Raw genomic sequence first — 25,346 nt, forward strand, 5'->3', positions numbered from 1 at the left:
TGCGCTCATCCGATGCCCAGCTCGTTGTCGATGAAGTCGAAGATCTCGTCGTCGGTCGACCCGAGCGCGTCGGTGGAGTCGTGGTCCCGCAACCGGTCCAGCAACTCCGCGAGCCGTGCGGCGAGCCGGCGTCGGTCGTCCTCGCCCGCGGGAAGCGCGGCCTCCAGGTCGGTCAGCGTCGGTGCCCGGTCGGGAGCCAGCAGTCCGGCCAGGTGGGCCGCCAGGGCGGCGGGGGTCGGGTGGTCGAACGTCACCGTCGTCGGCAGGGTCAACCCGGTCGCCGCCGCCAGCCGGTTGCGCAGTTCCACGGCGGTCAGCGAGTCGAAACCCAGGTCCAGGAAGCCGCGTTCGGGGTCGAGGTCGTCGTGGCGCGCCAGCACGGCCGCCACCTCGGCGCGGACCAGCGCCGGCACGTCGGTCGGCGTCGCGGGTCGACGGGGTGGCGCGGGCCGGGAACGGCGGCGGATCCGGTCGACCAGCGGCCGGTCGTCCAGCGCCGCCGGGTCGAGGCGCGCCGGCACGAGGGTCGGGCGGTCGTCGGCCAGCGCCGCGTCGAACCAGCGCAACGCGGTCGCGGTGTCGATCGGCAGCACGCCGGCGCGGGTCAGGCGGTCGCGGTCCCCGGTGCTCATCCCGGCGGCCAGGCCGTGCTCCCACCGGCCCCACGCGAGCGAGGTCGCGGGCAGGCCGAGCGCGTGCCGGTGCTCGGCGAGCGCGTCCAGGTAGGCGTTGGCCGCCGCGTAGTTGGCCTGCCCGGGTGTGCCCAGCACGCCCGCCACCGAGGAGAACAGCACGAAGTGGCTCAGGTCGAGGTCGGCGGTCAACCGGTGCAGGTGCCACGCCCCGTCCACCTTCGGCCGCAGCACGCGGTGCAGCCGCGCGTCGGTCAGCTCGGTCACCACACCGTCGTCCAGCACGCCCGCCGCGTGCACCACGGCGGTCAGCGGTCGGCGGACCGCCGCGATCAGCTCGGCCAGCCGGGTCGGGTCGGCGACGTCGGCCGCGACCAGCGTCACCTCCGCCGGCAGGGCCAGCAGCTCGCCCGCGCGGTCGGCGTCCGGGCCGGACCGGCTCACCAGCACCAGGTGCCGAACCCCGTGCCGCGCGACGAGGTGCCGGGCGACGAGCGCACCGAGGGCCCCGGTCGCGCCGGTGATCAGCACCATGCCGTCCGGGTCGAGCGCGCGGTCACCGGACGTGGTGGTGCGCACCAGTCGCGGCGCGGTAAAACGTCCATTGTGGACTCGGATGTGCGGTTCGCCGGTGCCGGACGCGGCGGCCGCCACCGCCGGGTCGTCGGCCTCCACCACCACGAACCGACCCGGTCGCTCGGCCTGCGCGCCGCGCACCAGACCCGCCACGGCCGCGCCGGACAACCCCGTGGCCAGTACCGCGACCCGGTCGTCGGGACCCGCGGCGCGGAGCCGGGCCAGCACCTCGGCGGTGGCGGCGTGCACGGCGGTCGGGTCGTCGCCCGCGACCGGCTCCACCACGGTGCACGGGCGCGGCACGGGTGCGGGCAGGTCGACCCACTCGACCCGGAACAGCGGCGCGCCCGCCGGCCGGATCACCAGCTCGTCCACGGACAGCACCGGCACACCGGCCCGGTCGGTCGCGAGCACCCGCACCGAGTCCGGGCCCACCGGGGTGATCCGCACCCGCAGCGCGTCCGCCGACCCGGCCAGCCGCACGCCGGACCAGGAGAACGGCAGCGCGCCGGCGTCGGTGGTCAGCGCGAGCACGTGCAACGCGCTGTCCACCAACGCCGGGTGCACCGGGAAACCGGTGCCGGGCAGCGCGACCTCGGCGAACAGCTCGTCGCCGACCCGGAACGCCGACCGCAGCCCGCGGAACGCCGGCCCGTAGGCCACACCCCGGTCCGCCAGCACGTCGTAGGCGTCGGCCACGTCGATCGGGTCGCCCTCGCGCCAGGGGAACCCGTCCGGTCGGCCGCAGTCGGGTGCGAGCACACCCGTGGCGTGCCGGGTCCACTCGTCCGCGCCGGAGTGCACCCGCACCGCCCGCCGCCCGTGCTCGTCGGCCGCGTCGACCGCCACCTGGATCCGCAGGTCGCCGCGCACCACCAGCGGCGCCTCCAGGGTCAGCTCGACCAGCAGGTCGGCGCCCACCTGCCGGCCCGCGTGCAGCACCGCCTCCACGAGTGCCGCCCCCGGCAGCAGCACCTCGCCCAGCACGGTGTGGTCCGCCGTCCACGGCTGCCCGCCCAGCCGACCGTGGAACAGGAACCGGTCCTCGCCCGCCACCGGCACCACCTCGCCCAGCAGCGGGTGACCCGGCCCGGTCGACGCGTCCAGCCAGTACCGCCGGCGCTGGAACGGGTAGGTGGGCAGCTCGAGCGGCGGACCGGGCGGCAGCTCGGCGACCACCGGCGCGCCCGCCACCCGCAGCCGCGCCACGGCGGCCGCGGCCGATTCCGGTTCGGGTCGGTCCGCGCGCAGCAGCGGCACCGCCACCACGCCGGACACGCAGTCCTCGGTCAGCGCGGTCAGCACCGCGTCCGGGCCGAGTTCGGCGACCGTCGTCACGCCTTCGGCCGCGAGCACCCGCACCGCGTCCAGGAACCGCACCGACTCCCGCGCGTGCCGGACCCAGTGCTCCGGCGAGCACAGCTGCTCGGCGGTCGCCACGGCGCCGGTGAGCGTCGACACGATCGGCACCGACGGCGGCGCGTAGGTCAGGGACTCGGCGACCGCGCGGAACTCGGCCAGCACGGGATCCACGCGCGGCGAGTGGAACGCGCGGTCGACCCGCAGCCGGCGCGTGCGCCGCCCCAGGGCCTCGAAGTGCAGCGCGACACCGGACACCGCGTCCTCGTCACCGGACAGCACCACCGACGTCGGCCCGTTCACCGCCGCGATCCCGACCCGGTCCAACCCGGCCAGCAACGGTCGCACCTCGTCCTCGGTCGCCCGCACCGCCACCATCACGCCGCCCTCGGGCAGCGCCCGCATCAACCGTCCGCGCGCGGCGACCAGGGTCGCGGCGTCCGCGAGCGACAGCACCCCCGCGACGTGCGCGGCGGTCAGCTCGCCGACCGAGTGCCCGGCCAGGAAGTCCGGCGGGTGGTCGAGCCACCGGTACAGCGCCACCCCGAGCGCGAACAGCGCGGGCTGGGCGTACCCGGTGTGGTCGAGCGGCCCGGTCCGCAGCACGTCCCGCACCGGCCGGTCCACGTGCCGGTCCAGCTCCGCGCACACCGCGTCGAGCGCGTCGGCGAACCGGGGGTGCGCCGCCGCCAACTCCTCGCCCATGCCCACCCGCTGACCGCCCTGGCCGGGGAACAGGTAGCCGAGCCCGCCGGTGGACCCCTTGCCGGAGAACAGGTTCGGCGCGGGGCGCCCGTCGCGCAGCGCCGCGAGGCCGGACCGGAAGTCCGGACCGACGATCGCGGCCCGGTGCTCCAGGGAGGCCCGGGCGGTCAGCGCGCGGGCGACGTCGACGGGGGAGAGGTCCGGCGTGAGGTGGTCGTGCAGCACGCCCGCCCAGGCTCGCAACGCGGTCGGGGAGTGCGCCGACAGCACCCACGGCGGCGGCGTGCACGGTGGCGTCGGCTCGACGGGAACCGGTTCGACGCCCTCGAGGACCACGTGTGCGTTGGTGCCGCTGATCCCGAACGACGACACCCCGGCTCGGCGGGGTCGGCCGGTGGCGGGCCAGGGCCGTGCCTGCGTGAGCAGTTCGACCGCGCCCGTCGACCAGTCCACGTGCGGGGTGGGCGGGTCGGCGTGCAGGGTGCGGGGCAGGACGCCGTGTCGCAGTGCCTGCACGGTTTTGATGATTCCGGCGACGCCGGCGGCGGCTTGGGTGTGGCCGAGGTTGGACTTGATCGACCCGAGGTAGAGGGGTTCGGTGCGGTCCCGGCCGTAGGTGGCCAACAGCGCGTGCGCCTCGATGGGGTCGCCGAGGGTGGTTCCGGTGCCGTGGGCCTCGACCACGTCGACGTCCTGTGTGGACAGTCCGGCCGCGGCCAACGCCCGGGTGATCACGCGTTGCTGGGACGGCCCGTTGGGCGCGGTCAGGCCGTGGGAGGCGCCGTCCTGGTTGACCGCGCTGCCGCGCACCACCGCGAGCACCGGGTGGCCGTGCCTCCGGGCGTCGGACAGACGTTCCAGGAGCAGCAGACCCGCGCCCTCGGACCACGCCGCGCCGTCCGCGTCCGCGCCGAACGACCGGCACCGACCGTCCGGCGACAGGCCACGCCGGCGGGAGAACTCCACGAACATCGTCGGTGTCGCCATGACCGTGACACCGCCCGCGAGCGCGAGCGAGCACTCACCGGCGCGCAGGGCCTGTGCGGCCAGGTGCAGGGCGACCAGCGACGACGAGCACGCGGTGTCGACGGTGACCGCCGGACCTTCCAGGCCGAACGTGTAGGCGATCCGGCCCGAAGCCACGCTCGCCGTCGTGCCGACCGCCAGGTGCCCCTCGAACCCGTCCGGTGCGGGCCGGAGCCGGGAGCCGTAGTCCCCGTACATGACGCCCGCGAACACGCCGGTGTCGCTGCCGCGCAACGCCTTCGGGTCGATCCCGGCGCGTTCGAACGCCTCCCACGCGGTTTCCAGCAGGAGCCGGTGCTGGGGGTCGATGGCCGGCGCCTCGCGCGGCGACAGGCCGAAGAAGTCCGGGTCGAAGTCGCCCGCGTCGTGCAGGAAGCCGCCACGGCGGGTGGTCGAGGTGCCGAGGTGGTCCGGGTCGGGGTGGTAGAGCGCGTCCAGGTCCCAGCCCCGGTCGGTCGGGAACCCGCCGGTGGCGTCGACCCCGTCGACCACCAGCCGCCACAGGTCCTCCGGCGAGGTGACACCGCCCGGGAACCGGCAGCCCATGGCCACGATCGCGATCGGCTCGTCGGTGGTCCCGGTGAGGGCGGTCGGCGCCGGTCCGTCCTGGCCGTGCACCCGATCACGCAGGTGAGCGGCCAGGGCTTCGGGGCTCGGGTGGTCGAACACCAACGTCGCGGGCAGCCGCAACCCGGTCGCCGCGGCCAGCCGGTTGCGCAGCTCCAGCGCGGTGAGCGAGTCGAAACCCAGGTCCTTGAACGACTTCCGCGCGCCGACCCGATCGTCGGCACCGTGCCCGAGCACCGCGGCCGCGCTCGTCCGGACCACGTCCAGCAGCACCACCTCCTGCGCGGCGGCGGACAACCCGGTCAACCGCCCGGCCAGGGTCGTGTTCTCCCGCGCCGACCGCCGTGTCACCTTGCGGGCCAACGGGTTCGCGCCGGTGAACGCGGCCGGCACCACGACCGCGTGCGGCGCGCGCACCCCGGCGTCGAACAGCGCCAACGCCTCCCGGGTCGACATCGGCCGCAGCCCGCCGCGCGCCAACCGCGTCCGGTCGGTGTCGCCGAGGTGCCCGGTCAGGCCGCTCGCGTCCTGCCACCAACCCCAGGCCAGCGACACGGCGGGCAGCCCGGCCCGGCGGCGCCGCTCGGCCAGCGCGTCGAGCGCCGCGTTGGCCGCCGCGTAGTCGGCCTGCCCGGGTGTGCCCAGCACGCCCGCCACCGACGAGAACAGCACGAACGCGGTCAGGTCGCCGGTCAACTCGTGCAGCACGCGCGCCGCGTCGACCTTCGGCGCGAACACCGCGTCCACGTCCTCCGGCGTCAACGCCGCCACCGTGGCGTCCCGGAGCACCCCGGCCGCGTGCACGACCGCGGTCACCGGGTGGTCGGCCAGCAGCGCCGCCACCGCGGCCCGGTCCGCCACGTCGCACGCCCGCAGCACCACCTCCGCGCCGAGCCCGGTCAGGTCCGCCACGAGTGCCGCCGCGCCGGGCGCCGCCGGTCCGCGCCTGCCGACCAGCACCAGGCGGCGGACACCGTGCGCCGTCACGAGGTGGCGGGCGACCAGGCTCCCGAGCGTGCCGGTGGCACCGGTGACCAGCACGACGTCGGCCGGCCCGAACACCGGGTCGCCCAGCTCGGTGACCTCGGCCAGCCTCGGCACGTGCACGCGGTCCCCGTGCACCACCAGCTGGGGCTCCCCGGTTCCGACCGCCGCCGCGACCAGCGCGTCCGGCGTCGTCGGCTCCGCGTCGACCAGCACGAACCGGCCCGGGTGCTCGGTCTGGGCGGTCCGCACCAGGCCCCAGACCGCGGCGGCCGCCGGGTTGTCGACCATCGACGTGGTGCGGACGGCGAGCGTGCCGGACCCGTCGGCGAGCCACTCCCGCAGGTGCGCCAAGGCGTTCTTGACCGCGGTGGCCGGGTCGGTCCCGGTGATCACGAGCACGTCGGTCGACTCGGCGGGTGACACGGGCACCTCGGTCCAGTCGACCCGGTACAGCGACCGGGTCGGTGCGTCGGCCAGGGGGCGCAGCGCCAGTTCGTCCGCCGTCGCCACCGGATCACCGGCGCCGTCGAACACCGCGACCGAGAAGGTGTGGTCCCGCAACGAGGTCAGCCGGACCCGCAGGCTGGTGGCGCCGACCGCGTGCAGCCGGAAACCCCGCCACGAGAACGGCATCAGCTCGGTGTCGAACACCAGCGGGTGCAGCGCCGCGTCGAGCAGCGCCGGGTGCAGCCCGAACCGGCCGGCGTCACCGACCTCGACCTCGGCGAACACCTCCGCGCCCCGACGCCGCACCGCGCGCAACCCCTGGAACGCCGGTCCGTACCGGTACCCCCGCTCGGCGAGCCGCTCGTAGACCTCGGACAGGTCCACCGGTTCCGCGCCGACCGGCGGCCAGGCGCCGAGCGGCTCGGCCGATCCCCGTTGTGCCGACAGGGTTCCGCTCGCGTGCCGGGTCCACCCGGCGACCGGGTCGTCCTCGGGCCGCGCGTGCACCTCCACCGGGCGTCGACCCGCGTCGTCGGCCGGGCCGACCGCCACCTGGACCGCGATCGCGCCCCGGGCGGGCAGCACCAGCGACGTCTCCAGCGTCAACTCCTCGACCACCGGGCAGCCGACCTCGTCGCCTGCCCGGGTGACCGCGTCCAGGAAGGCCGTGCCGGGCAGCAGGACGGCGTCCCGCACCACGTGGTCGAGCAGCCACGGGTGGGTGCGCGCGGACAGCCGCCCGGTCATCAGCACGCCACCGTCCCGCGCGGTCGGCACGCACGCGGTGAGCAGCGGGTGGTCCAGGGTGTTCTCGGGCACCTCGTCCAGCCAGTACCGCCGGCGCTGGAACGGGTAGGTGGGCAGGGTCGTCCGCCGGCCGGCCGGGAACAGCGGCGAGAGGTCCACCGGCACACCCGCCGCGTGCGCCTCGCCGAGCGACCGGACGAACCGGTCCAGCCCGCCGTCGTCGCGGCGCGTCGAGCCCACGACGACCGCGTCCGGCTCCGTCTCCCGGATCGCCGCGGCGAGCACCGGGTGCGCGCTCAGCTCCACGAAGAACCGGTGCCCCGACGCGACCAGCGCGCGGGTCGCCTCCTCCCACCGCACGGGTTGCCGCAGGTTCCGGTACCAGTACTCGGCGTCCACCGGCACGTCCGCCCACCGTCCGTCCACAGTGGAGTAGAACGGCACGTCGGGCGTCCGCGGCGCGATCGGGGCCAGCGCGGTCAGCACGTCGTCCCGGATCCGCTCCACGTGCGCCGAGTGCGAGGCGTAGTCCACCGGGATCCGCCGGGCACGGACGTCCGTCTCGGCGCAGTGCGCGAGCAGGTCGTCCAACTCGGCCCCGTCACCGGACACCACGACGGCACGCGGCCCGTTCACCGCCGCCACCGACAACCCCGGCCACCGCTCGACCAGCGCGGCCACCTCGGCCGCCGGCAGGGCGACCGACACCAGCCCGCCCGCGCCCGCCACCGCCCGGATCGCCCGGGCGCGCAACGCCACCACGCGCGCCGCGTCGGTCAACGACAGGGCACCGGCCACGCACGCCGCCGCGATCTCACCCTGCGAGTGGCCGACGACGGCGGCCGGCTCGACCCCGAACGACCGCCACAGCGCGGCCAACGACACCATCACCGCGAACAGCGCCGGCTGCACCACGTCCACCCGGTCCCACTCGCCCGCGCGAAGCACGTCGGGCAACGACCAGTCCACGAACTCCGCCAGCGCCGCCGCGCACTCCCGCATCCGCTCGGCGAACACCGGCGCGGTGTCCAGCAGGTCCAGCGCCATGCCCGGCCACTGCGCGCCCTGACCGGGGAACACGAACACCGTGCCGCCGGTCGTCGCCACCGCGGTGTGCGCCGCGGTCAGGTCGGCGCGATCCCGGGCCACCACCACCGCCCGGTGCTCGAACCGCTCGCGGTGCGCCCACAGCGTGTGCGCGACGTCCGCCGGGTTCACGTCGGTGTCGGCGAGGAACGCCCGCAGCGCCCTCTCCTGCTCGGCCAACGCCTCGGGCGTCCGCGCGGACAGCACGAGGGGCACGGGTCCGGGCGCGTCGGGCGAGGGCGTCGGCTCGTCGGCCTGCTCCAGCACCACGTGCGCGTTGGTGCCGCTGATCCCGAACGACGACACCCCGGCTCGGCGGGGTCTGTCGGTGGCGGGCCACGGCCGTGCCTGCGTGAGCAGTTCGACCGCGCCCGTCGACCAGTCCACGTGCGGTGTCGGCTCGTCCACGTGCAGGGTGCGGGGCAGCAGGCCGTGTCGCATCGCCTGCACGGTTTTGATGATTCCGGCGACGCCGGCGGCGGCTTGGGTGTGGCCGAGGTTGGACTTGATCGACCCGAGGTAGAGGGGTTCGGTGCGGTGGTGGCCGTAGGTGGCGAGAAGGGCTTGGGCTTCGATGGGGTCGCCGAGGGTGGTTCCGGTGCCGTGTGCCTCGACCGCGTCGACGTCCTGTATGGACAGTCGCGCGTTCGCCAGCGCCTGGCGGATCACCCGTTGCTGCGCGATCCCGTTCGGCGCGGTCAAGCCGTTGGAGGCGCCGTCCTGGTTGACCGCGCTGCCGCGCACCACCGCGAGCACGGGGTGACCGCGGCGTTGAGCGTCGGAGAGCTTCTCCAACAGCAGCAGGCCGACGCCCTCACCCCAGCCGGTGCCGTCGGCCGCCGCCGCGAACGGTTTGCAGCGCCCGTCGGGAGCCAGCCCGCGCTGCCGGGAGAACTCCAGGAACGTCGTCGGCGTGGCCATCACCGCGACACCGCCCGCGAGCGCCAGCGAGCACTCGCCTGCCCGCAGCGCCTGCGCCGCGAGGTGCACCGCGACCAGCGACGACGAACAGGCCGTGTCGATCGTGACCGCCGGACCCTCCAGCCCGAGCGTGTACGCGATCCGACCCGAGGCGACGCCGGCCTGGTTGCCCGCCAACAGGAATCCCTCGACCCCCTCGGGAGGGTGCCGCAGCCGCGACCGGTAGTCCTGGTACATCACGCCCGCGAACACCCCGGTGTCGGTGCCGCGCAACGACCGGGGGTTGATCCCGGCCCGCTCGACCGCCTCCCACGCGGTTTCCAGCAGCAGTCGGTGTTGCGGGTCGGTGGCCGGCGCCTCGCGCGGGCTGATCCCGAAGAACTCCGCGTCGAACTCGGCCGCGTCGTGCAGGAACCCGCCCTGCCGGGTGTAACTGCGGCCCACCCGCGCCGGATCCGGGTCGTACAGCGCGTCCAGGTCCCACCCCCGGTCGTCGGGGAACCCGGAGATCGCGTCGACGCCGTCCGCCACCAACCGCCACAGGTCCTCGGGCGTCCGCACGCCACCGGGGTAGCGGCAGGCCATCGCCACGATCGCGATCGGTTCGTCGGCGGGTGTCGTGGCCACGGCCGACGCCCGGGCCGGTCGGTCGCCCCGTGCCTCGGCCCGCAGGTGCGCGGCCAGCGCGTCGGGCGTGGGGTGGTCGAACACCACGGTGCTGGGCAGCCGCAACCCGGTCACGGCCGCCACCCGGTTGCGCAACTCCACGGCCGTCAGCGAGTCGAAACCCAGGTCCGTGAACGCCCTCGTGGTGTCGACCGCGTCCGGGGTCGCGTGCCCCAGCACGGTCGCGACCTGCGCGCGGACCAGGTTCGCCACGAGGTCGGCGTGCTCGTCCTCCGGCGTCCGCGCCAACCGCTCGGCCCACGACTCCGGGCCTGGCGCCGGACGAGCGCGCACCAGGCCCCGGAACACGGCGGGCAGCGCGTCGCCCAACGCCCGCAGGGCCCGGAGGTCCAGCCGCACGGCCGCCGGCGCGGGGGAGTCGTGACTCAGCGCCGCGTCGAACAGCGCCACCCCCTCGGCGTCGGTCAACGCGGTGATCCCGTGGCGCGCCAGGCGATTCCGGTCGGCCTCGGTGAGCGCGGCGGTCATCGCGCCGTCCCGCGCCCACAGGCCCCACGCGATCGAGGTGGCGGGGAGGCCCGCGCGGTGCCGGTGCTCGGCGAGCGCGTCGAGGAACGTGTTGGCGGCGGCGTAGGCGGCTTGGCCCGGGCCGCCGGTGGTGCCGATGATCGAGGAGAACAGCACGAAGTGGCTCAACGGCTGGTCGAGCGTGGCCTCGTGCAGGTGCCAGGCGGCGTCGACCTTGGGTTCGAGCACCCGGTGCAGCTGTGCCGGGGTGAGGGTCGCGACGGTCGCGTCGTCCAGCACGCCCGCCGCGTGCACGACCGCGCCGATCCGCCGTCCGGCGACCAGCGCGTCGACCTGCGCGCGGTCGGCCGTGTCGCACGCGACCAGCTCGACCTCGGCCGGGAGGGCGAGCAACTCGGCCGCGGTCGGCGCGTCCGGACCACCGCGACTGACCAGCACCAGGTCGCGAACTCCGTGCTCCACCACCAGGTGCCGGGCGATCACCACGCCCAACGCCCCGGTCGCGCCGGTGATCAGGACCGCGCCGGCGGGCGCGAACGGCCGGGGCTCGGCGGGCGGGGCCTGGGTGAGCCGGGGCGCGGTGAGGCGGTCACCGCGCACCCGCACGTGCGGTTCGCCGGTCGCGAGCGCCCTTTCCACCGACCCGGGATCGTCGGTGTCCACCAGCGCGAACCGGCCCGGGTGCTCGGTGTGGGCGGTGCGGACCAACCCGGTGACGGCGCTCGCGGCGAGCGAGTCGGGCGGGACCACCACCGCCAGCCGTTCGTCGGCGGTCAACGCCTCCCGGAGCCGGCGCGCCACCAGCTCGGCCACGTCGTGCGCCGCGCCCGGCAGTGCGCCCTCGGCGGTGACCGGGAAGAGCACGTGATCGGTCGGTCCGTCGGTCGGCTCGGGCAGGTCCACCCACGTCACGTGGTGCAGCGGCGCGGTGCGGCCCGCGGTCGGCATCGGGCGCAGGGTCAGCGAGTCCACCGTGATGACCAGTGAGCCTGTCGGGTCGGTGGCCGTCAGCGAAGTCCCGTCGCCGGCGGGGGAGAGCCGCACCCGCAACTCCGTCGCGCCGGCCGCGTGCAGCCGCACCCCGTGCCACGCGAACGGCAGCCGGGGCGAACCCTCGTCGGAGGTGATCAGGGCGTGCAGCGCGCCGTCCAGCAGCGCCGGGTGGAGCCCGAACCGACCGGGCTCGGCCGGCAGCACCACCTCGGCGAACACCTCGTCCCCGCGCACCCACACCGCCCGCAACCCCTGGAACACCGGCCCGTACCGGTGACCGCGCGCGGCGAGCCGGTCGTAGCCGTCGGACAGGTCCAGCGCGGTCGCGTCCGGTGGCGGCCAGTCAATGTCCCTGTGCGGTAACGGTTCCCCGGCCGCGAGGTGACCGGTCGCGTGCGTGGTCCAGGTGGCGTCCCGGCGCGAGTGCACGCTGATCGACCGCCGACCGCCGTCGTCGGCGCCCACCGTCACCTGCACCTCGACCGTGCCGCTTTCGGGCAGCACCAGCGGTGTCGCCAAGGTGAGGTCCTCGACCAGGTCGCACCCGACGTGCTCGGCGGCGTGCAGGGCCAGGTCCACGAACGCCGTGCCGGGGAACAGGACCGAGTCGAGGACGGCGTGGTCGGCGAGCCACGGGTGGCTGCGCGTCGACACCCGACCGGTCAGCACCAGCCCGCCGTCGGCCACCTCCACCGGCGCGCCGACCAGCGGGTGGCCGTCCGCGGTCTGCCAGTACCGCCGCCGTTCGAACGGGTAGGTGGGCAGCGGCACGTGGTCGGCGCGCGGGATGATCGCGGACCAGTCGACGTCGAGGCCGTGCACGTGGGCGGTGGCGAACGCGGTCAGCAATTGGCGCGGCCCGCCGTGATCACGGCGCAGGGTGCCCGACGCGGCGCCCACGTCGCCGAGCGCACCGGTCAGCACCGGGTGCGGGCTCACCTCCACGAACGTCGTGCCGGCGAACGCGGCGGCGGTCTGGTGGAACAACACCGGGTTGCGCAGGTTCTCGTACCAGTAGCGGGGGCCGAGGCCGGTGGTGTCGAACGGGCCGCCGGTGACCGTGGAGTGGAACGGGATTCGAGCCGCGCGGGGAGTGATTCCGCGCAGCAGCACCGGAATCCGCTCGGCCAGTGCTTCGACGTGCGGGGTGTGCGAGGCGTAGTCCACCGGGATCAGCCGGGCGCCCTCGGTGAGATCGCGCAGTCGGCGCAACTCCGTGACGGCGCCGGCGACGACCGTGCTCCGCGGTCCGTTGAGCGCGGCCACGTGCACGTCGGTCGCGTCGGCGATCAGTGCCCGCGCTTCGTCGGCGGACACCGGCAACGACAGCATGCCCATCTCACCACTGAGATCCGCGATGGCACCCGCCCGCCGGGACACGATGGCCATCGCGTCGGTCAGATCGAGCGCTCCGGCCGTGTACGCGGCGGCGATTTCGCCTTGGGAGTGCCCGATCACCGCGTCGGGCGTGACGCCGGCGGCGATCCAGAGCTTGGCGAGTCCGGTCATCACGGCGAACAACGCGGGCTGCACGCGGTCGACCCGGTCGAGCTCGCCGCAGGTCAAGACATCCACCAACGACCAGTCCACCACGGCGTCGCAGGCCTCGACGTGCTCGCGGAACAACGCCGAGGCGGTCAGGAGTTCCCGGGCCATCCCGGTCCACTGCGAGCCCTGACCCGGGAACACGAACACCGAGCCGCCCCGAGCCGCCACGCCCTGGACCAGCGCCGGGTGCGACCCCCCGTCCCGCAGCGCGGTGAGCGCGGCCACGAGCTCGGCCCGGTCCTCGACCACGATCGCCGCCCGGTGGGCGAAGTGGGTGCGACCGGCCAGGGTGTGCGCCGACGACCGGAGGTCGTCGGCGTGGTCGAGCAGCCGACCGGCCTGGACGCGGAGCGCCGCCGAGGTTTTCGCGGACAGCAGCACGGGCACGGCGTCCGTGGCCACGAGGGTGGGAAGCGCGGGCCTCGCGACGGGTTCGGGCGCCTCCTCGAGGATCACGTGGGCGTTGGTCCCGCTGATCCCGAACGACGACACCCCGGCTCGGCGCGGTCGATCGGCGCGCGGCCACGGCCGGGCCTCGGTGAGCAGCGCGACCGACCCGGCCGACCAGTCGACACGCGGCGTCGGCTCGGTCACGTGCAGGGTGCGCGGCAGCACGCCGTGGCGCAGCGACAGCACCGTTTTGATCACCCCGCCCACACCTGCCGCGGCCTGGGTGTGGCCGACGGACGACTTGAGCGAGCCCAGCCACAGCGGCCGGTCGCGGTCCCGGCCGTAGGTGGCGAGCAGCGCCTCGGCCTCGATCGGGTCGCCCAACGTCGTCCCGGTCCCGTGCGCCTCCACCGCGTCGACGTCCGAAGTGGACAGTCCGGCGGTCGCGAGCGCCCGGCGGATCACCCGTTCCTGCGCCGGACCACTCGGTGCGGACAGGCCGTTGGACGCGCCGTCCTGGTTGACCGCGCTGCCCCGCACCAGCGCCAGCACCGGGTGGCCGTGACGGCGCGCGTCGGACAGCTTCTCCAGCAGCACCAGGCCGACGCCCTCGGCCCACCCGGTGCCGTCCGCGTCCGCCGCGAACGCCTTGCAGCGGCCGTCCGGTGCCAACCCGCGCTGCCGGGCGAACTCCACGAACATGCCCGGGGTGGCCAGGACCGCGACACCGCCCGCGAGCGCGAGCGAGCACTCACCGGCACGCAGGGCCGCGGCGGCGAGGTGCAGTGCGACCAACGACGACGAGCACGCGGTGTCCACGGTGACCGCCGGACCCTCGAAGCCGAACGCGTAGGCCACCCGACCCGACACCACGCTCGCCGTCGTGCCGGTGAGCCGGTACCCGGCCGAGTCCGCGCCACCGTCGTGCAGCCGAGGGCCGTAGTCCTGCGCGGTCGCGCCGACGAACACGCCGACCTGCTCCCCGCGCAGCCGACCCGGCACGATGCCCGCCCGCTCCAGACTCTCCCACGCGGTTTCCAACACCAGCCGCTGCTGGGGGTCCATCGCGGCGGCCTCGCGCGGGGTGATGCCGAAGAACGCCGCGTCGAACTCGGCCGCGTCGCGCAGGAACCCGCCCGCGCGGGCGTAGGTCGTGCCGGGGTGGTCCGGGTCGGGGTGGTGCAGCGCGTCGAGGTCCCACCCCCGGTCGTCGGGGAACCCGGAGATCGCGTCGACCTCGTCCGCCAGCAGCCGCCACAGGTCCTCGGGCGTGCGGACGCCACCGGGGTAGCGGCACGCCATCGACACGATCGCGATCGGCTCGTCCGCCCGGACGACCTCGACCACCGGTTCCGGCTGCCCGCCGCGCAGTTCCGCGAGCAGGTGCTCGACCAGCCCGGCCGGTGTCGGGTGGTTGTAGAGCAGGCCGGACGGCAGTCGCAGCCCGGTCGTCGCCGCCAGCCGGTTGCGCAGCTCGACCGACGCCGCCGAGTCGAACCCCGACTCCGCGAACGGTCGGTCGTCCGGCACCGCGCCCACCACGAGCGCCGCGGTGGTGCGCACCAGGTCGAGCAGCGCGTCCCGGCGGTCGTCGTCGGTCAGCGCGGCGAACCGGGCGCGCAACGGCGACACCTCCTCGACCGTCCCTTGTGGACCGTCGAGCCAGTGCCGCTGCCGCTGGAACGCGTAGGTGGGCAGCGTGACGCGCCGGGCGCCCAGGCCCGCGTACGCGGCCGACCAGTCGACCCGGGCACCGGCCACATGCGCGTGGGCGAGCGCGGCCAGCAGCGTCGCGCGCTCCGGCCGGTCCGCCCGCAGCACGGCCCGCCCCTCGGGAACCAGCGGCGCGAGCACCGCGTCCGGCCCCACCTCCACGAACACCGCCGCGTCCGCCGCCCGCACCGCGTCGTGGAACCGGACCGGCTCCCGCACCTGCCGAGCCCAGTACTCCGGCGAGGTCAGCTCACCGGGCCGGGCCGGCCGCCCGGTCACCGTCGACACCACCGGGATCGTCGGCTCGGCGAACGCCAACCTCGCCGTCACCGCGCCGAACTCCGCCACCACCTCGTCCACGTGCGGCGAGTGGAACGCGTGACTCACGCGCAGCCGCCGGGTTCGGCGCCCCCGGCCACGCCAGCGCGCCGCCATCGCCTCGGCGGCCTCCCGATCACCGGAGACCACCACCGAGGTCGGCCCGTTGACCGCCGCCAGACCCACCCCGGCCGGCAGCTCGCCCAGTTCCGCCTCGGCCGCCTCGATCGCGATCATCGCCCCACCGGGCCGCGCGGCCTGCGTCAGCCGACCACGCGCGGCGACCAGCGCGCAGGCGTCCGGCAGCGACAGCACGCCCGCGACGTGCGCGGCGACCACCTCGCCGATCGAGTGGCCCAGCACCACGTCGGGCCGCAGGCCGTAGTGGGACAGCAGCCGGAACAGCCCCACCTCCAGCGCGAACAGGGCGGGCTGCGCGTGTTCGGTCCGGTCGAGCGGACCGGGGTCCACGCCGTGCATCACGTGCCGCACCGGCACGAGCGCGTCGATCTCGTCCACCGCGGCCCGGAACACCGGCTCCGACCGGTACAGCTCGCGTCCCATGCCGAGCCGCTGCGACCCCTGCCCGGTGAACGCGAACGCGACCCGCCCGGTCGCCGAACCGCTCACCACCGCGGCGTGCTGCGCACCGTCGGCCAGCGCGCGCAGACCCGCGACCACGGTGTCCCGGTCCGCGCCCAGCACGACGGCCCGGTGCTCGAACGCGGTGCGCGTGGTGGCCTGCGAGAACCCGGTGTGCAGCAGGTGACCCGCCACCAGGTGGTCGTGCAGCCGGGCGGCCTGGGCGCGCAGCGCGGCGGGCGTGCGACCGGACACCGGCACCGGCAGCACCGGCAGCGCCTCGGGTGGCGGCACCGGCTCGGGCGCCGGCACGCCGGTCACCACCAGGTGGCAGTTCGTGCCGCCCATGCCGAACGACGACACGCCCGCCGTCCGCCGGTCCGCGGGCCAGGGCTCCAGCGCGGTGCCGACCCGGAGGTTCAACTTCGCCAACGGGATCGCCGGGTGCGGCGTGACGTGGTTCAGGGTCGGCGGCACGTGCCCGTGGTGCAGGCTCAGCGCCACCTTGAGCAGGCCGACCACGCCGGCCGCGCCCTCCAGGTGGCCGACGTTGGTCTTGGCCGACCCCACCACCAGCGGCTCGGGCCGCGCGCCGAACACCTCGCCCAGCGCGCGGGCCTCCACCGGGTCGCCCACCGGGGTGCCGGTGCCGTGCAGCTCCACGTAGTGCGCGTCGGCCGGCGCGACACCGGCCCGGCGGAACGCCGCCCGCAGCACCGCCGCCTGGGTGTCCGCGCCGGGCGTGGTCAACCCGTCGGTCGCGCCGTCGTTGTTCACCGCGCCCCCGCGCAGCACGCAGTACACCCGGTCGCCGTCGGCCAGCGCGTCCGCCAGCGGCTTGAGCAGCACCAGTCCGCCGCCCTCGCCGCGCGCGTACCCGTTGGCGCGCGCGTCGAAGGTGTGCGACCGGCCGTCGGGGGACAGGGCGCCGAACCGGGCCGCGGTGAGCGTGCTCCCGGGCACCAGGTTCAGGCTCACGCCGCCCGCCAGCGCCAGCGTCGACTCACCCCGCCGCAGGCTTTCGCACGCCAGGTGCACCGCGACGAGCGCCGAGGACTGCGCGGTGTCCACGGTCAGGCTCGGCCCGCGCGCGTCCAGCACGGAGGACAGCCGGTTGGCGATCAGCCCGCGCGTCACGCCGGTGTTGGTGTGCGCGGTGATCACGCCGCGCGCGTGGGTGAGCTTCGCGTAGTCGTCGCCCGCCGCGCCGACGAACACCCCGGCCCGGCTCCCGCGCGCCACCTCGGGCCGGATCCCGGCGTCCTCGAACGCCTCCCACCCCAGTTCCAGCACGAGCCGCTGCTGCGGGTCCATCGCCGCCGCCTCGTGCGGCGTGATGCCGAAGAACGCCGGGTCGAACCGGTCGACGCCGGTCAGGAAACCCGCGCGCGGCGGCAGGTCCGGGTGGTCGGCCCAGCGGTCCGGCGGTGGCGCGGTGAGCGCGTCGACGCCGTCGCGCAGCAGCCGCCAGAACGCGTCCGGACCGTCCGCGCCCGGCAGCCGGCACGCCATCCCGACCACGGCGACGGCGGGGTCCCGGGTGGTGTCGCGCATGCCTGCCCTCATTCCGCCGGACCGAGGAGACGGGATGGGACCAGGGTGGACGACGGCCCTAAGCGGAACCTTCGGGCAACCTAAAGCCGTTCTAGTGCGCCGGGAACGGACGACGGCCCCGGTGGTCCGCTGTGGACCACCGGGGCCGGGCACGCGAGATCAGCCGAGTGCCGCCCGGTAGGAGTCCACGTAGGACTCCCAGCGGTGCAGCGGGAAGTCGTCCCAGTCCACCCGCGCGCCCGCCAGCGCCTCGGTCAGGAAGTCCAGGTGGACGTGCCAGTTGGCGAGCATCCGCGTCACCTGGTCGTCCGGGACGTCCTGGTCGACGGTGAACAGCAGCCGGGCGCCGCCGGCCACCCCGGTCAGCTCCCACCGCAACCGGCCGTACAGGTCGGTGTCGAACTCCAGCACCCGGGTCGGCTCGTGCGCCGTCACCGAACCCCGCGCGCCCGCGCCGTCGGTGGTCGGGCACCGCAGCGCCACCCGTCCGCCCACCACCAGGTCCAGCTCCTCCACGTCGGCCAACCACGCGGACACCCGCTCCGGCACGGTCAGCACCCGCCACACCGCCTCGACCGGCACGTCCAGCACCCGCTCGAACCGCAGCACCCGGCGCCCGTCGCGGAGCACCACGCCGCCCGCGTTGTCAGTGGACACGGGTTCCCCCTCCGCCGGACACCCGGGTCGGACCCCGGGGCCGCCGATCCTCGCCACACCGGCTAAAGCCGCACTAAGGCCTCGTGACCCAAGAACGACACAAGAACGGCTTTAGCCGCGGTTCCCACGATGGGCGCACCGCGTGCCGCCTCGAAGGGACCCCGATGGACGCCACCGATCCGCACCTCCTCGCGGTGGGCACCGCACTGCCCGGACCCGCCGTGGACACCGCGGCGCTGGCCCGCCGGTTCGGCCTGGACGCGCTGTGGGAGCAGTGGGTGGACGCGTTCATCGGCACCCGCACCCGGCACCTCGCGCGGAACCTCGACACCGGCGAGGTCGAGCACTCGCTGGCCGACCTCGGCGCCACCGCCGCCCGCCGCGCGCTCGCCGCCGCCGGCCTGTCCCCGACCGAGGTCGACCTGGTGGTGCTGGCCACGGCGACCCCGGACGAGCTGATGCCCGCCACCGTCAACCTGGTCGCCGACCGGCTCGGCCTCGACGGGGTGACCACGTTCCAACTCCAGTCGGGCTGCGCGGGCGCGGTGCAGGCGCTGGAGGTCGCGAGCCGGCTGCTCGGCTCCGGCGCGCACCGGACCGCGCTCGTGCTCGGCGGCGACGTCGGCGCCCGGCACTTCGACCTGCGCGTCGACGTGAAGTCGCTGCCACCCGCCGAGGTCGTCAACGTCGTGCTGTTCGGCGACGGCGCGGGCGCGGCCGTGCTGGACGTCGAGCCGGCCGCCGACTCGGTCGCGCTGCGCACCGCGTTCACCCGGTTCACCGGACTCGGCCGACCACCCGGCCAGGTGATCAGGTGGTTCGGCCTGGCCGACCGGGACGGCGCGGAATCGGCCGGCGGCGAGGACTACAAGGCCATCGAGGAACTCGTGCCGGTGCTGGCCGCGGAAATCCTCGAGGAACTGCTCGACCGCCTCGGCTGGAAGCCCTCCGACGTGGACCACCTGCTGCCACCGCAGCTGTCCGGCCGGATGACCCGCCGGATCGTCGACGGGCTGGGCCTGCCGGGGGCCGCCGAGATCAGCCGGGTCGGCGAGATCGGCAACAACGGCAACGCGCTGGTGTTCTTCCAGCTCGAACGCGCGCTCGCGGAGATGGCACCCGGTCAGCGCGCGGTCGGCGTCGCGGTCGAGTCCAGCAAGTGGGTCAAGGCCGGCTTCGCGCTGGAGAAGCCGTGGAGCTGACCGCGCGCGACTACCCCGAGGTCCGGCACCGGCTGCGCGACCTGTCCGAGGCGGACCTGCTCCGGGCCGGGCACCGGCTCGCCCGGCTGGACCCGGACGAGGTGCTGCGGCTGCACCCCGCCACCCCCGTCGTCACGATCGCGATCACCGGGCACGGCACGGTGGCGGGCATCGTGCCGTCGTTGACCGCCGAACTCGCCCGGCACGGCCTGCTGCTGCGCCCGCACGTCACCGACTTCGGCGTCCACGTGGTCGAGCTGGCCGACCCGGGCAGCGGCCTGCACCGGTCCCGCGCCGACCTCGCGCTGTGCCTGCTCGACGCGACCGCGGTGTTCGAGGAGGTGCCGGTGCCGTGGACACCGGCGGACGTGGCCCGCGCGCTGGAGAACCGGTTGCGACTGCTGGAGAAGCTCGTCGCCCGGTACACCGAGGTCGGCGCGGGCGGACTGGTGCTCACCACGCTGCCCCTGCCGCGCGTGTTCCCCGCGCAACTGGTCGACCACCGCTCCAAGGCCGAACTCGGCGCGCGGTGGCGGGAGTTCAACGCCGCGCTGCTGCGGCTCACCGAACGGCACCCGGTGCTCACCGTGCTCGACCTCGACCCGCTCGTCGCCGAGGGGATCCCGGTCGCCGACCCGCGCGCCGACGTCTACGCCCGGGCCCACCTGTCGCCCGGCCTGCTCGCCGCGGTGGCCCGCGAGGTCGGCCACCTCGCCGCGCACCGCGCGGGCCGGTCGCGGAAGGTGCTGGTGCTGGACCTGGACGGGACGGTGTGGGGCGGGGTGCTCGGCGACGACGGCGTGCACGGCGTCGAGGTCGCGGGCGGGTACCGGGGCGAGGCGTTCCGCGCGTTCCAACGGGTCGTGAAGCAGCTCGGCTCCCAGGGCGTGCTGCTGGCCGCGGTGAGCAAGAACGACCGCGAACCGGTCGAGCGGGTGTTCGCCGAGCACACCGGGATGACCCTGCGCGCGGACGACCTGGTCCGGATCACCGCGAACTGGCGGCCCAAGCCGGACAACCTGGTCGAGCTGGCCGAGGCGCTCGCCCTCGACGTGGACAGCTTCGTGTTCGCCGACGACAGCGCCTACGAGTGCGGGTTGGTCGCCCGCCGACTGCCCGGCGTCGCGGTCGTGCGACTGGACGCCGACCCCGCCCTGCACGTGCCGAGGTTGTTGCGGGACGGCTGGTTCGGCGCCGCCGAGCTGACGGCCGCGGACCGCGGGCGGGTGGCGCGGTACCGGGAGGAGGCGCGGCGGCAGGACTTCCTGGCGGGCGTCGACTCGATCGCGGACTACCTGCGCGAGCTCGACCTCACCGTCGACGTGTCCGCGCCCGCCGACCACGAGGTGCCGCGGCTGTCCCAGCTGACCTTGCGCACCAACCAGTTCAACCTCACCACCACCCGCCTCCAGCCGGCCGACGTCCGGGCGCTGCTCGCCGACCCGACCGCGCTGACCCTGGCCGTCCGCGCCACCGACCGGTTCGGTGACAACGGGATCGTCGGCGCGGTGTTCGCCCGGCGGGTGGACGACGTGCTGCACCTGGACAACCTGCTGCTCAGCTGCCGGGTGTTCGGCCGCGGCATCGAGGAGGCGGTGCTGACGACCGTGCTGCGGCACGCCCGCGACACCGGCCTCACCGCCGTCCTCGGCCGGTACCGGCCCTCCGCGAAGAACGCCAAGGTGGCCGACCTCTACCCGCGCTCCGGGTTCACCGAGATCGGCCGGGACGCCGACGGGACCGCGTTCCGGCACGACCTGACCGACCTCGCCGACCCGCCCGCGCACCTCACGCTGACCGGAACCCTGGGAGGACCGCCGTCGTGACGAGTCTGGACGAGTTCCTCGCGCTGGTGGGCGACCAGCTCGGCCTGCCGCTCACCACCGAGGACGCCGACACCCCGCTGGACGACCTGATCGGCTGGGACTCCGTGCAGCTGCTGGGTTTGCTGCCGGTGCTCGAGGAACGCGGCGGCCGCGCGCTGTCGCTGCCCGCCATCCTGGAGGCCGACAGCCTCGGCCGGCTCTACGACGTGGTGACGGCGTGAGCACGCGGCCGATCGCCCGGGAACGCACCCACACGCTGCGGTTCCTGGAGTCGGTGCGGGCGTTCTCGCCGGTGTTCCTGGACACCGAGGTGGACATGACCCGGGTCCTCGCGCACCGCGCGTCCGCCGCGCGGCACCACTCGGTGATCACCTACGTGCTGGTGGTCGCGGCACGGGTGCTCGCCGAGCACCCCGAGGCGAACGCCGCCGTCACCGGGTCGCGCCGGCCGAAGGTCGCGACCTACCCGGGCGTGGACGCGAAAGTGGCGCTGGACAAGCGGATCGGCGGCCGGCGGGTGGTGCTGTCCGCGATCGTGCCGAACCCGCACCTGGCCGGGTTGGACCGGGTGCAGGACCTGGTCGAGCGGTACCGCGACGGCGATCCCGGCACGCTGCCCGCGTTCGCCGGTGCCCGGTTGCTGCACCGGCTCCCGTGGCCGGTCGGCGGCCCGCTGTTCCGGCTGGCGCTGCGGTCGCTCGCCCACCGGCCGGCGCTGGTCGGCACGTTCGCCGTCACCTCGCTCGGGCACCGGCCCGTCGACGGCTTCCACTCGGTCGGCGGCACCACCGTCACCCTCGGCCTCGGCCGGATCGCGGACCGACCGGTCGCGCGGGACGGCGAGGTGGTGATCGCGCCCGTGCTGCGGCTCAACCTCGCGTTCGACCACCGGGTGATCGACGGCGCGGAGGCCGCGGACGTGCTCACCGAGGTTCGCGCCGGACTGGAGGGGTTCACCGGATGAACGACGTCGGGGAACTCAAGCGCCACATCGTGGTGCACGGCCGTTCGCAGGGACTCACCGCGCGGCGGATGGCGCTGGTGCTCGACCGGGTCCACCACGACGGCGACGGCCCGGGCTCGTGGGTGGGGGAGTGGAGCGCGGTCGCGGCGGCGCACGACCGCGCGGGCCGACCCCTCGACGCGTCCAGGCTCTACGCGCTCGCCCGCTTCCCGTATGTCGACGGCCCGGCCCGCGCGCGGGCCCAGGAGCGGTGCGTCGACGCGTTCGACCGGTGGGCCGCCGACCGGCCCGGCGTCGGCCGGATCACGCCGGACCTGCCCGGCGGCCCGGTGCCGTGCCTGGTGAGCGGACTGTCCACCACGGACCCCAAACCGCTGCTGCTGGTGCTGGGCGGCATCGTCAGCGTGAAGGAGCAGTGGGCGCCGATCCTGGCGCAGGCCACCCGGATGGGCATGGCCGCGCTGGTCGCCGAACTGCCCGGCGTCGGGCAGAACCCGCTGCGCTACGACGCCGACTCGTGGCGGCTGCTCCCCGCGCTGCTCGACGCGGTGAAGGACCGGGCCGACGTGTCCGCCACGCACGCCATCGCGTTGAGCTTCGGCGGTCACCTCGCCCTGCGCGCCGCGGCCGAGGACCCGCGACTGCGCGGCGTCGTCACGGCCGGCGCGCCGGTCAGCCGCTTCTTCACCGACCCGGTGTGGCGCGCCGGGGTGCCCCGGATCACCACCGACACCCTCGACCACCTCTCCGGCGGGGCCGACCTGACCGGGTTGGCGCTGACCCGCGAGCAGCTGCGGGCGGTGCGGATCCCGGTCGCCTACGCGGTCAGCGCGCGCGACGGGATCATCCCGCGCGCCGAGTCGGAACTGCTGCGCGCGTGCCTGGACGACGTGACGACGCTGGTCACCGACGACGTGCACGGCTCGCCGGACCACGCGACGCGCACCCGGCTGTGGACGGTGCTGTCCGTGCAGCGGATGAGGGGCGCGACGGGGCCGCAACCGGCGTTGCTGGCGGCGGCGGTGGCGCTGCTCGGCGCTACTTCGGCCGTGCGGCGCCCAAATCGGCGGTGGTGAGCGGTCCCCCGGCCAGCGGGGTGTTCGGCGACCGGGTCGACAGGCCGTCCAGCATGATCTCGAGCAGCCGACCCGGCACGAGTTCCCTGAGGTGGTCCGGCATGCCCGGCACCCGCATCACCAGCAGGCTGATCACGATGCCGATGTCGCCCGCGCCGACGTCCGCCCGCAGGGTCCCCTCGCGCTGCGCGGCCTCCACCATGTCCTCGATCAGGTGGATGTAGGCGGTGCTGGTGCTCATCAGCTCCGGGTCCTTGCTGACCGCCTCCCTGATGCGCGGACCCATCAGGGACAGCAGCACGCCCAGCCGCTGCTCGTTGCACTTGCGCATGAACCGGCACAGCGCGCCCCACGCCTCGGGTTCCTGCTCGCGCGCCTCGTGACCCACGCGCAGCAGGCTGTGCACGATGTCGGCGACGACCGCGTGCAGCAGGGCCTCGCGGTCGGGGAAGCGGCGGTAGAGCGTGCCGACGCCGACGTTCGCGCTGCGGGCCAGGTCCTCCATCGGGACGTTGAGGCCCTTGTCCACGAAGAGGTCGCGCGCCGCGGCGATGATCTGCTCGCGGTTGCGCCGTGCGTCGGCCCGCAACCCGTCCCCGCCCCTGGAGCTGTGCCCGCTCACATCGCAACCCTTCGCCAGACCAGCGCCATTCCCACTCCCCCAGCATAAGTGGACAGAAGGCTTCCGGTTAAGTATGGTCCTAAACGGAAGGAATGCTTCAACTTAGAGCCGGTGGGTGCTGACATGACCGAGGCGGTGGCGGCGGACCTCCCCGCGTTCCCGGTGGCCAGGACCTGCCCGTTCGCGCCGCCCGAGCGGTACGCGCGGCTGCGGGCGGAGCAGCCGGTCTCCGAGGTGCGACTGCCGAGCGGGCGCACCGCGTGGGTCGTGGCGACGCACGCGCTGGTGCGCCAGGCGCTGACCGACCCGCGGCTCAGCTCGGACCGGCTCAAGCCCGGCTTCCCGCTGCTGCTGCCGATCCCGACCGAGGCCCTGGCCAAGCTCACACCGTCGCTGCTGGGCATCGACCCACCCAAGCACACCCTCCACCGCCGCATGGTGATCACCGAGTTCACCGTCAAGCGCGTCCGGGCCCTGCGCCCGCACATCCAGCGCGGGGTGGACGCCGCGATCGACGCGATGATCGCCGGACCGCGACCGGTGGACCTGGTGCGGGCGCTGTCCCTGCCGGTGCCGACCCAACTGATCTGCGAGCTGCTCGGCGTGCCGTACCGGGACCGGGAGCTGTTCCAGGCCATCACGAAGCTGATCACCAGCCGCACCAGCACCGCCGAGGAGCGCGGCCGGGCGAACGCCGAGCTGACCGCGTACCTCGAGCTGCTCGTGGCGACGAACGAGGCGACGCCCGACGACGGGCTGATCGGCAGGCTCGTGGTCCGCTACCGCGAGGCGGACCGCTACGACCGCGCCGAACTCGTCGGCCTGGCCCGGTTGCTGCTGCTCGCCGGCCACGAGACCACGGCCAACATGATCTCGCTCGGCGTCGTGGCGCTGCTGGAGAACCCGCGCCAGCTCGCCGACTTCAAGGCCGACCCGGCGTTGGCGGGGCAGACGGTGGAGGAGTTGCTGCGCTTCTTCAGCGTCGCCGAGCTGATCTCCGCCCGGGTCGCCACCGAGGACCTGAGGTTGGGCGACGTGGTGGTGCGCGCGGGCGAGGGCGTGATCGCGCTGGGCGGCGCGGCCAATCACGACGAGACCGTGTTCCCGCGGCCGGGGACCGTCGACATCCACCGCAACGCCCGCCGGCACGTCGCCTTCGGCTACGGGATCCACCAGTGCCTCGGGCAGAACCTGGCCCGGCTGGAGCTGGAGGTCGTCTACGGCACGTTGTTCCGCCGCCTACCGGACCTGAGACTCGCGGTCCCGGTCGAGCGGCTGAGGTTCAAGCACGATTCGGAGATCTACGGCATCCACGAGGTGCCGGTCACGTGGTGAGCGAGGTGGTGCGGGTGCGGACGGACCGGGAGCGGTGCGTCGGCGCCGGCCAGTGCGTGCTCCTCGCGCCGGCCGTGTTCGACCAGGGCCGGGACGGTCGGGTGGTGCTGCTGACGCGGGCGACCACCGCCGTCGAGGAGGTCGAGGAAGCGGTGGACCTGTGCCCGGCACAGGCCATCGGGCTCGGCGGCGAGAGCCGGCGGGTCGGGGGGTAAGGGGGGAAGGGTCGGCTGTGCGGTCCCGGCTGGGGGTCCGGGAGGGCACAGCCGACCCCGGGGGGCCGGGCGGACGCGCCGGCTGCCTGCTGGATTTCCTTCTTCAGGATGACCGAGACGGCTTCCTCCTGGGATTCCACGAC

The 25,346-nt window shown here is 75.1% G+C and carries 10 protein-coding genes; 7 read left to right on the plus strand and 3 right to left on the minus strand.

The genetic code is table 11. The features are described from left to right. Positions 1-5 precede the first annotated feature (5 nt). Positions 6-17,306 carry an SDR family NAD(P)-dependent oxidoreductase gene (locus tag AB0G50_RS16645; protein WP_360108531.1) on the minus strand — a complete coding sequence of 5,767 codons (17,301 nt, stop codon included), beginning with the start codon at positions 17,304-17,306 and terminating at the stop codon, positions 6-8. Between the two features lie 159 nt (positions 17,307-17,465). Next, positions 17,466-17,963, minus strand: a complete 498-nt coding sequence (locus tag AB0G50_RS16650) for an SRPBCC domain-containing protein (RefSeq protein ID WP_360108534.1) — start codon at positions 17,961-17,963, stop codon at positions 17,466-17,468. Between the two features lie 164 nt (positions 17,964-18,127). Between AB0G50_RS16650 and AB0G50_RS16655 the strand changes: the two genes are divergently transcribed. Genes AB0G50_RS16655 through AB0G50_RS16675 form a run of 5 tightly spaced genes read left to right on the plus strand, consistent with a single transcriptional unit; the run spans position 18,128 to position 23,031 of the window. After that, positions 18,128-19,165 carry a 3-oxoacyl-ACP synthase III family protein gene (locus AB0G50_RS16655; RefSeq protein WP_360108537.1) on the plus strand — a complete coding sequence of 346 codons (1,038 nt, stop codon included), beginning with the start codon at positions 18,128-18,130 and terminating at the stop codon, positions 19,163-19,165. Then, positions 19,156-20,991 (plus strand): HAD-IIIC family phosphatase, encoded by a 1,836-nt coding sequence (locus AB0G50_RS16660; protein ID WP_360108540.1) that lies wholly within the window; start codon positions 19,156-19,158, stop codon positions 20,989-20,991. Before AB0G50_RS16655 ends, AB0G50_RS16660 begins: the two co-directional genes overlap by 10 nt. Beyond that, positions 20,988-21,212, plus strand: a complete 225-nt coding sequence (locus tag AB0G50_RS16665) for an acyl carrier protein (RefSeq protein ID WP_360108543.1) — start codon at positions 20,988-20,990, stop codon at positions 21,210-21,212. The genes AB0G50_RS16660 and AB0G50_RS16665 overlap by 4 nt, the downstream gene beginning before the upstream one ends. Then, positions 21,209-21,955 (plus strand): 2-oxo acid dehydrogenase subunit E2, encoded by a 747-nt coding sequence (locus AB0G50_RS16670; protein ID WP_360108546.1) that lies wholly within the window; start codon positions 21,209-21,211, stop codon positions 21,953-21,955. Before AB0G50_RS16665 ends, AB0G50_RS16670 begins: the two co-directional genes overlap by 4 nt. Next, positions 21,952-23,031: an alpha/beta fold hydrolase gene (locus AB0G50_RS16675; protein ID WP_360108549.1), complete on the plus strand. Its 1,080-nt coding sequence runs from the start codon at positions 21,952-21,954 to the stop codon at positions 23,029-23,031. Before AB0G50_RS16670 ends, AB0G50_RS16675 begins: the two co-directional genes overlap by 4 nt. Here AB0G50_RS16675 and AB0G50_RS16680 read toward each other — a convergent pair. Then, positions 22,994-23,653 (minus strand): TetR/AcrR family transcriptional regulator, encoded by a 660-nt coding sequence (locus AB0G50_RS16680; protein ID WP_360108552.1) that lies wholly within the window; start codon positions 23,651-23,653, stop codon positions 22,994-22,996. The two genes, AB0G50_RS16675 and AB0G50_RS16680, sit on opposite strands and share 38 nt — an antisense overlap. Positions 23,654-23,776: 123 nt before the next feature. On the opposite strand from AB0G50_RS16680, the gene AB0G50_RS16685 reads away from it, so the two are divergent. Both AB0G50_RS16685 and AB0G50_RS16690 read left to right on the plus strand, forming a co-directional pair. Next, positions 23,777-24,988 (plus strand): cytochrome P450, encoded by a 1,212-nt coding sequence (locus AB0G50_RS16685; protein ID WP_360108555.1) that lies wholly within the window; start codon positions 23,777-23,779, stop codon positions 24,986-24,988. After that, positions 24,985-25,203 (plus strand): ferredoxin, encoded by a 219-nt coding sequence (locus AB0G50_RS16690; protein ID WP_360108558.1) that lies wholly within the window; start codon positions 24,985-24,987, stop codon positions 25,201-25,203. Before AB0G50_RS16685 ends, AB0G50_RS16690 begins: the two co-directional genes overlap by 4 nt. The last annotated feature ends 143 nt before the right edge of the window (positions 25,204-25,346 follow it).

Source organism: Actinosynnema sp. NPDC020468 (assembly GCF_040642015.1).
GTDB lineage: Bacteria > Actinomycetota > Actinomycetes > Mycobacteriales > Pseudonocardiaceae > Actinosynnema.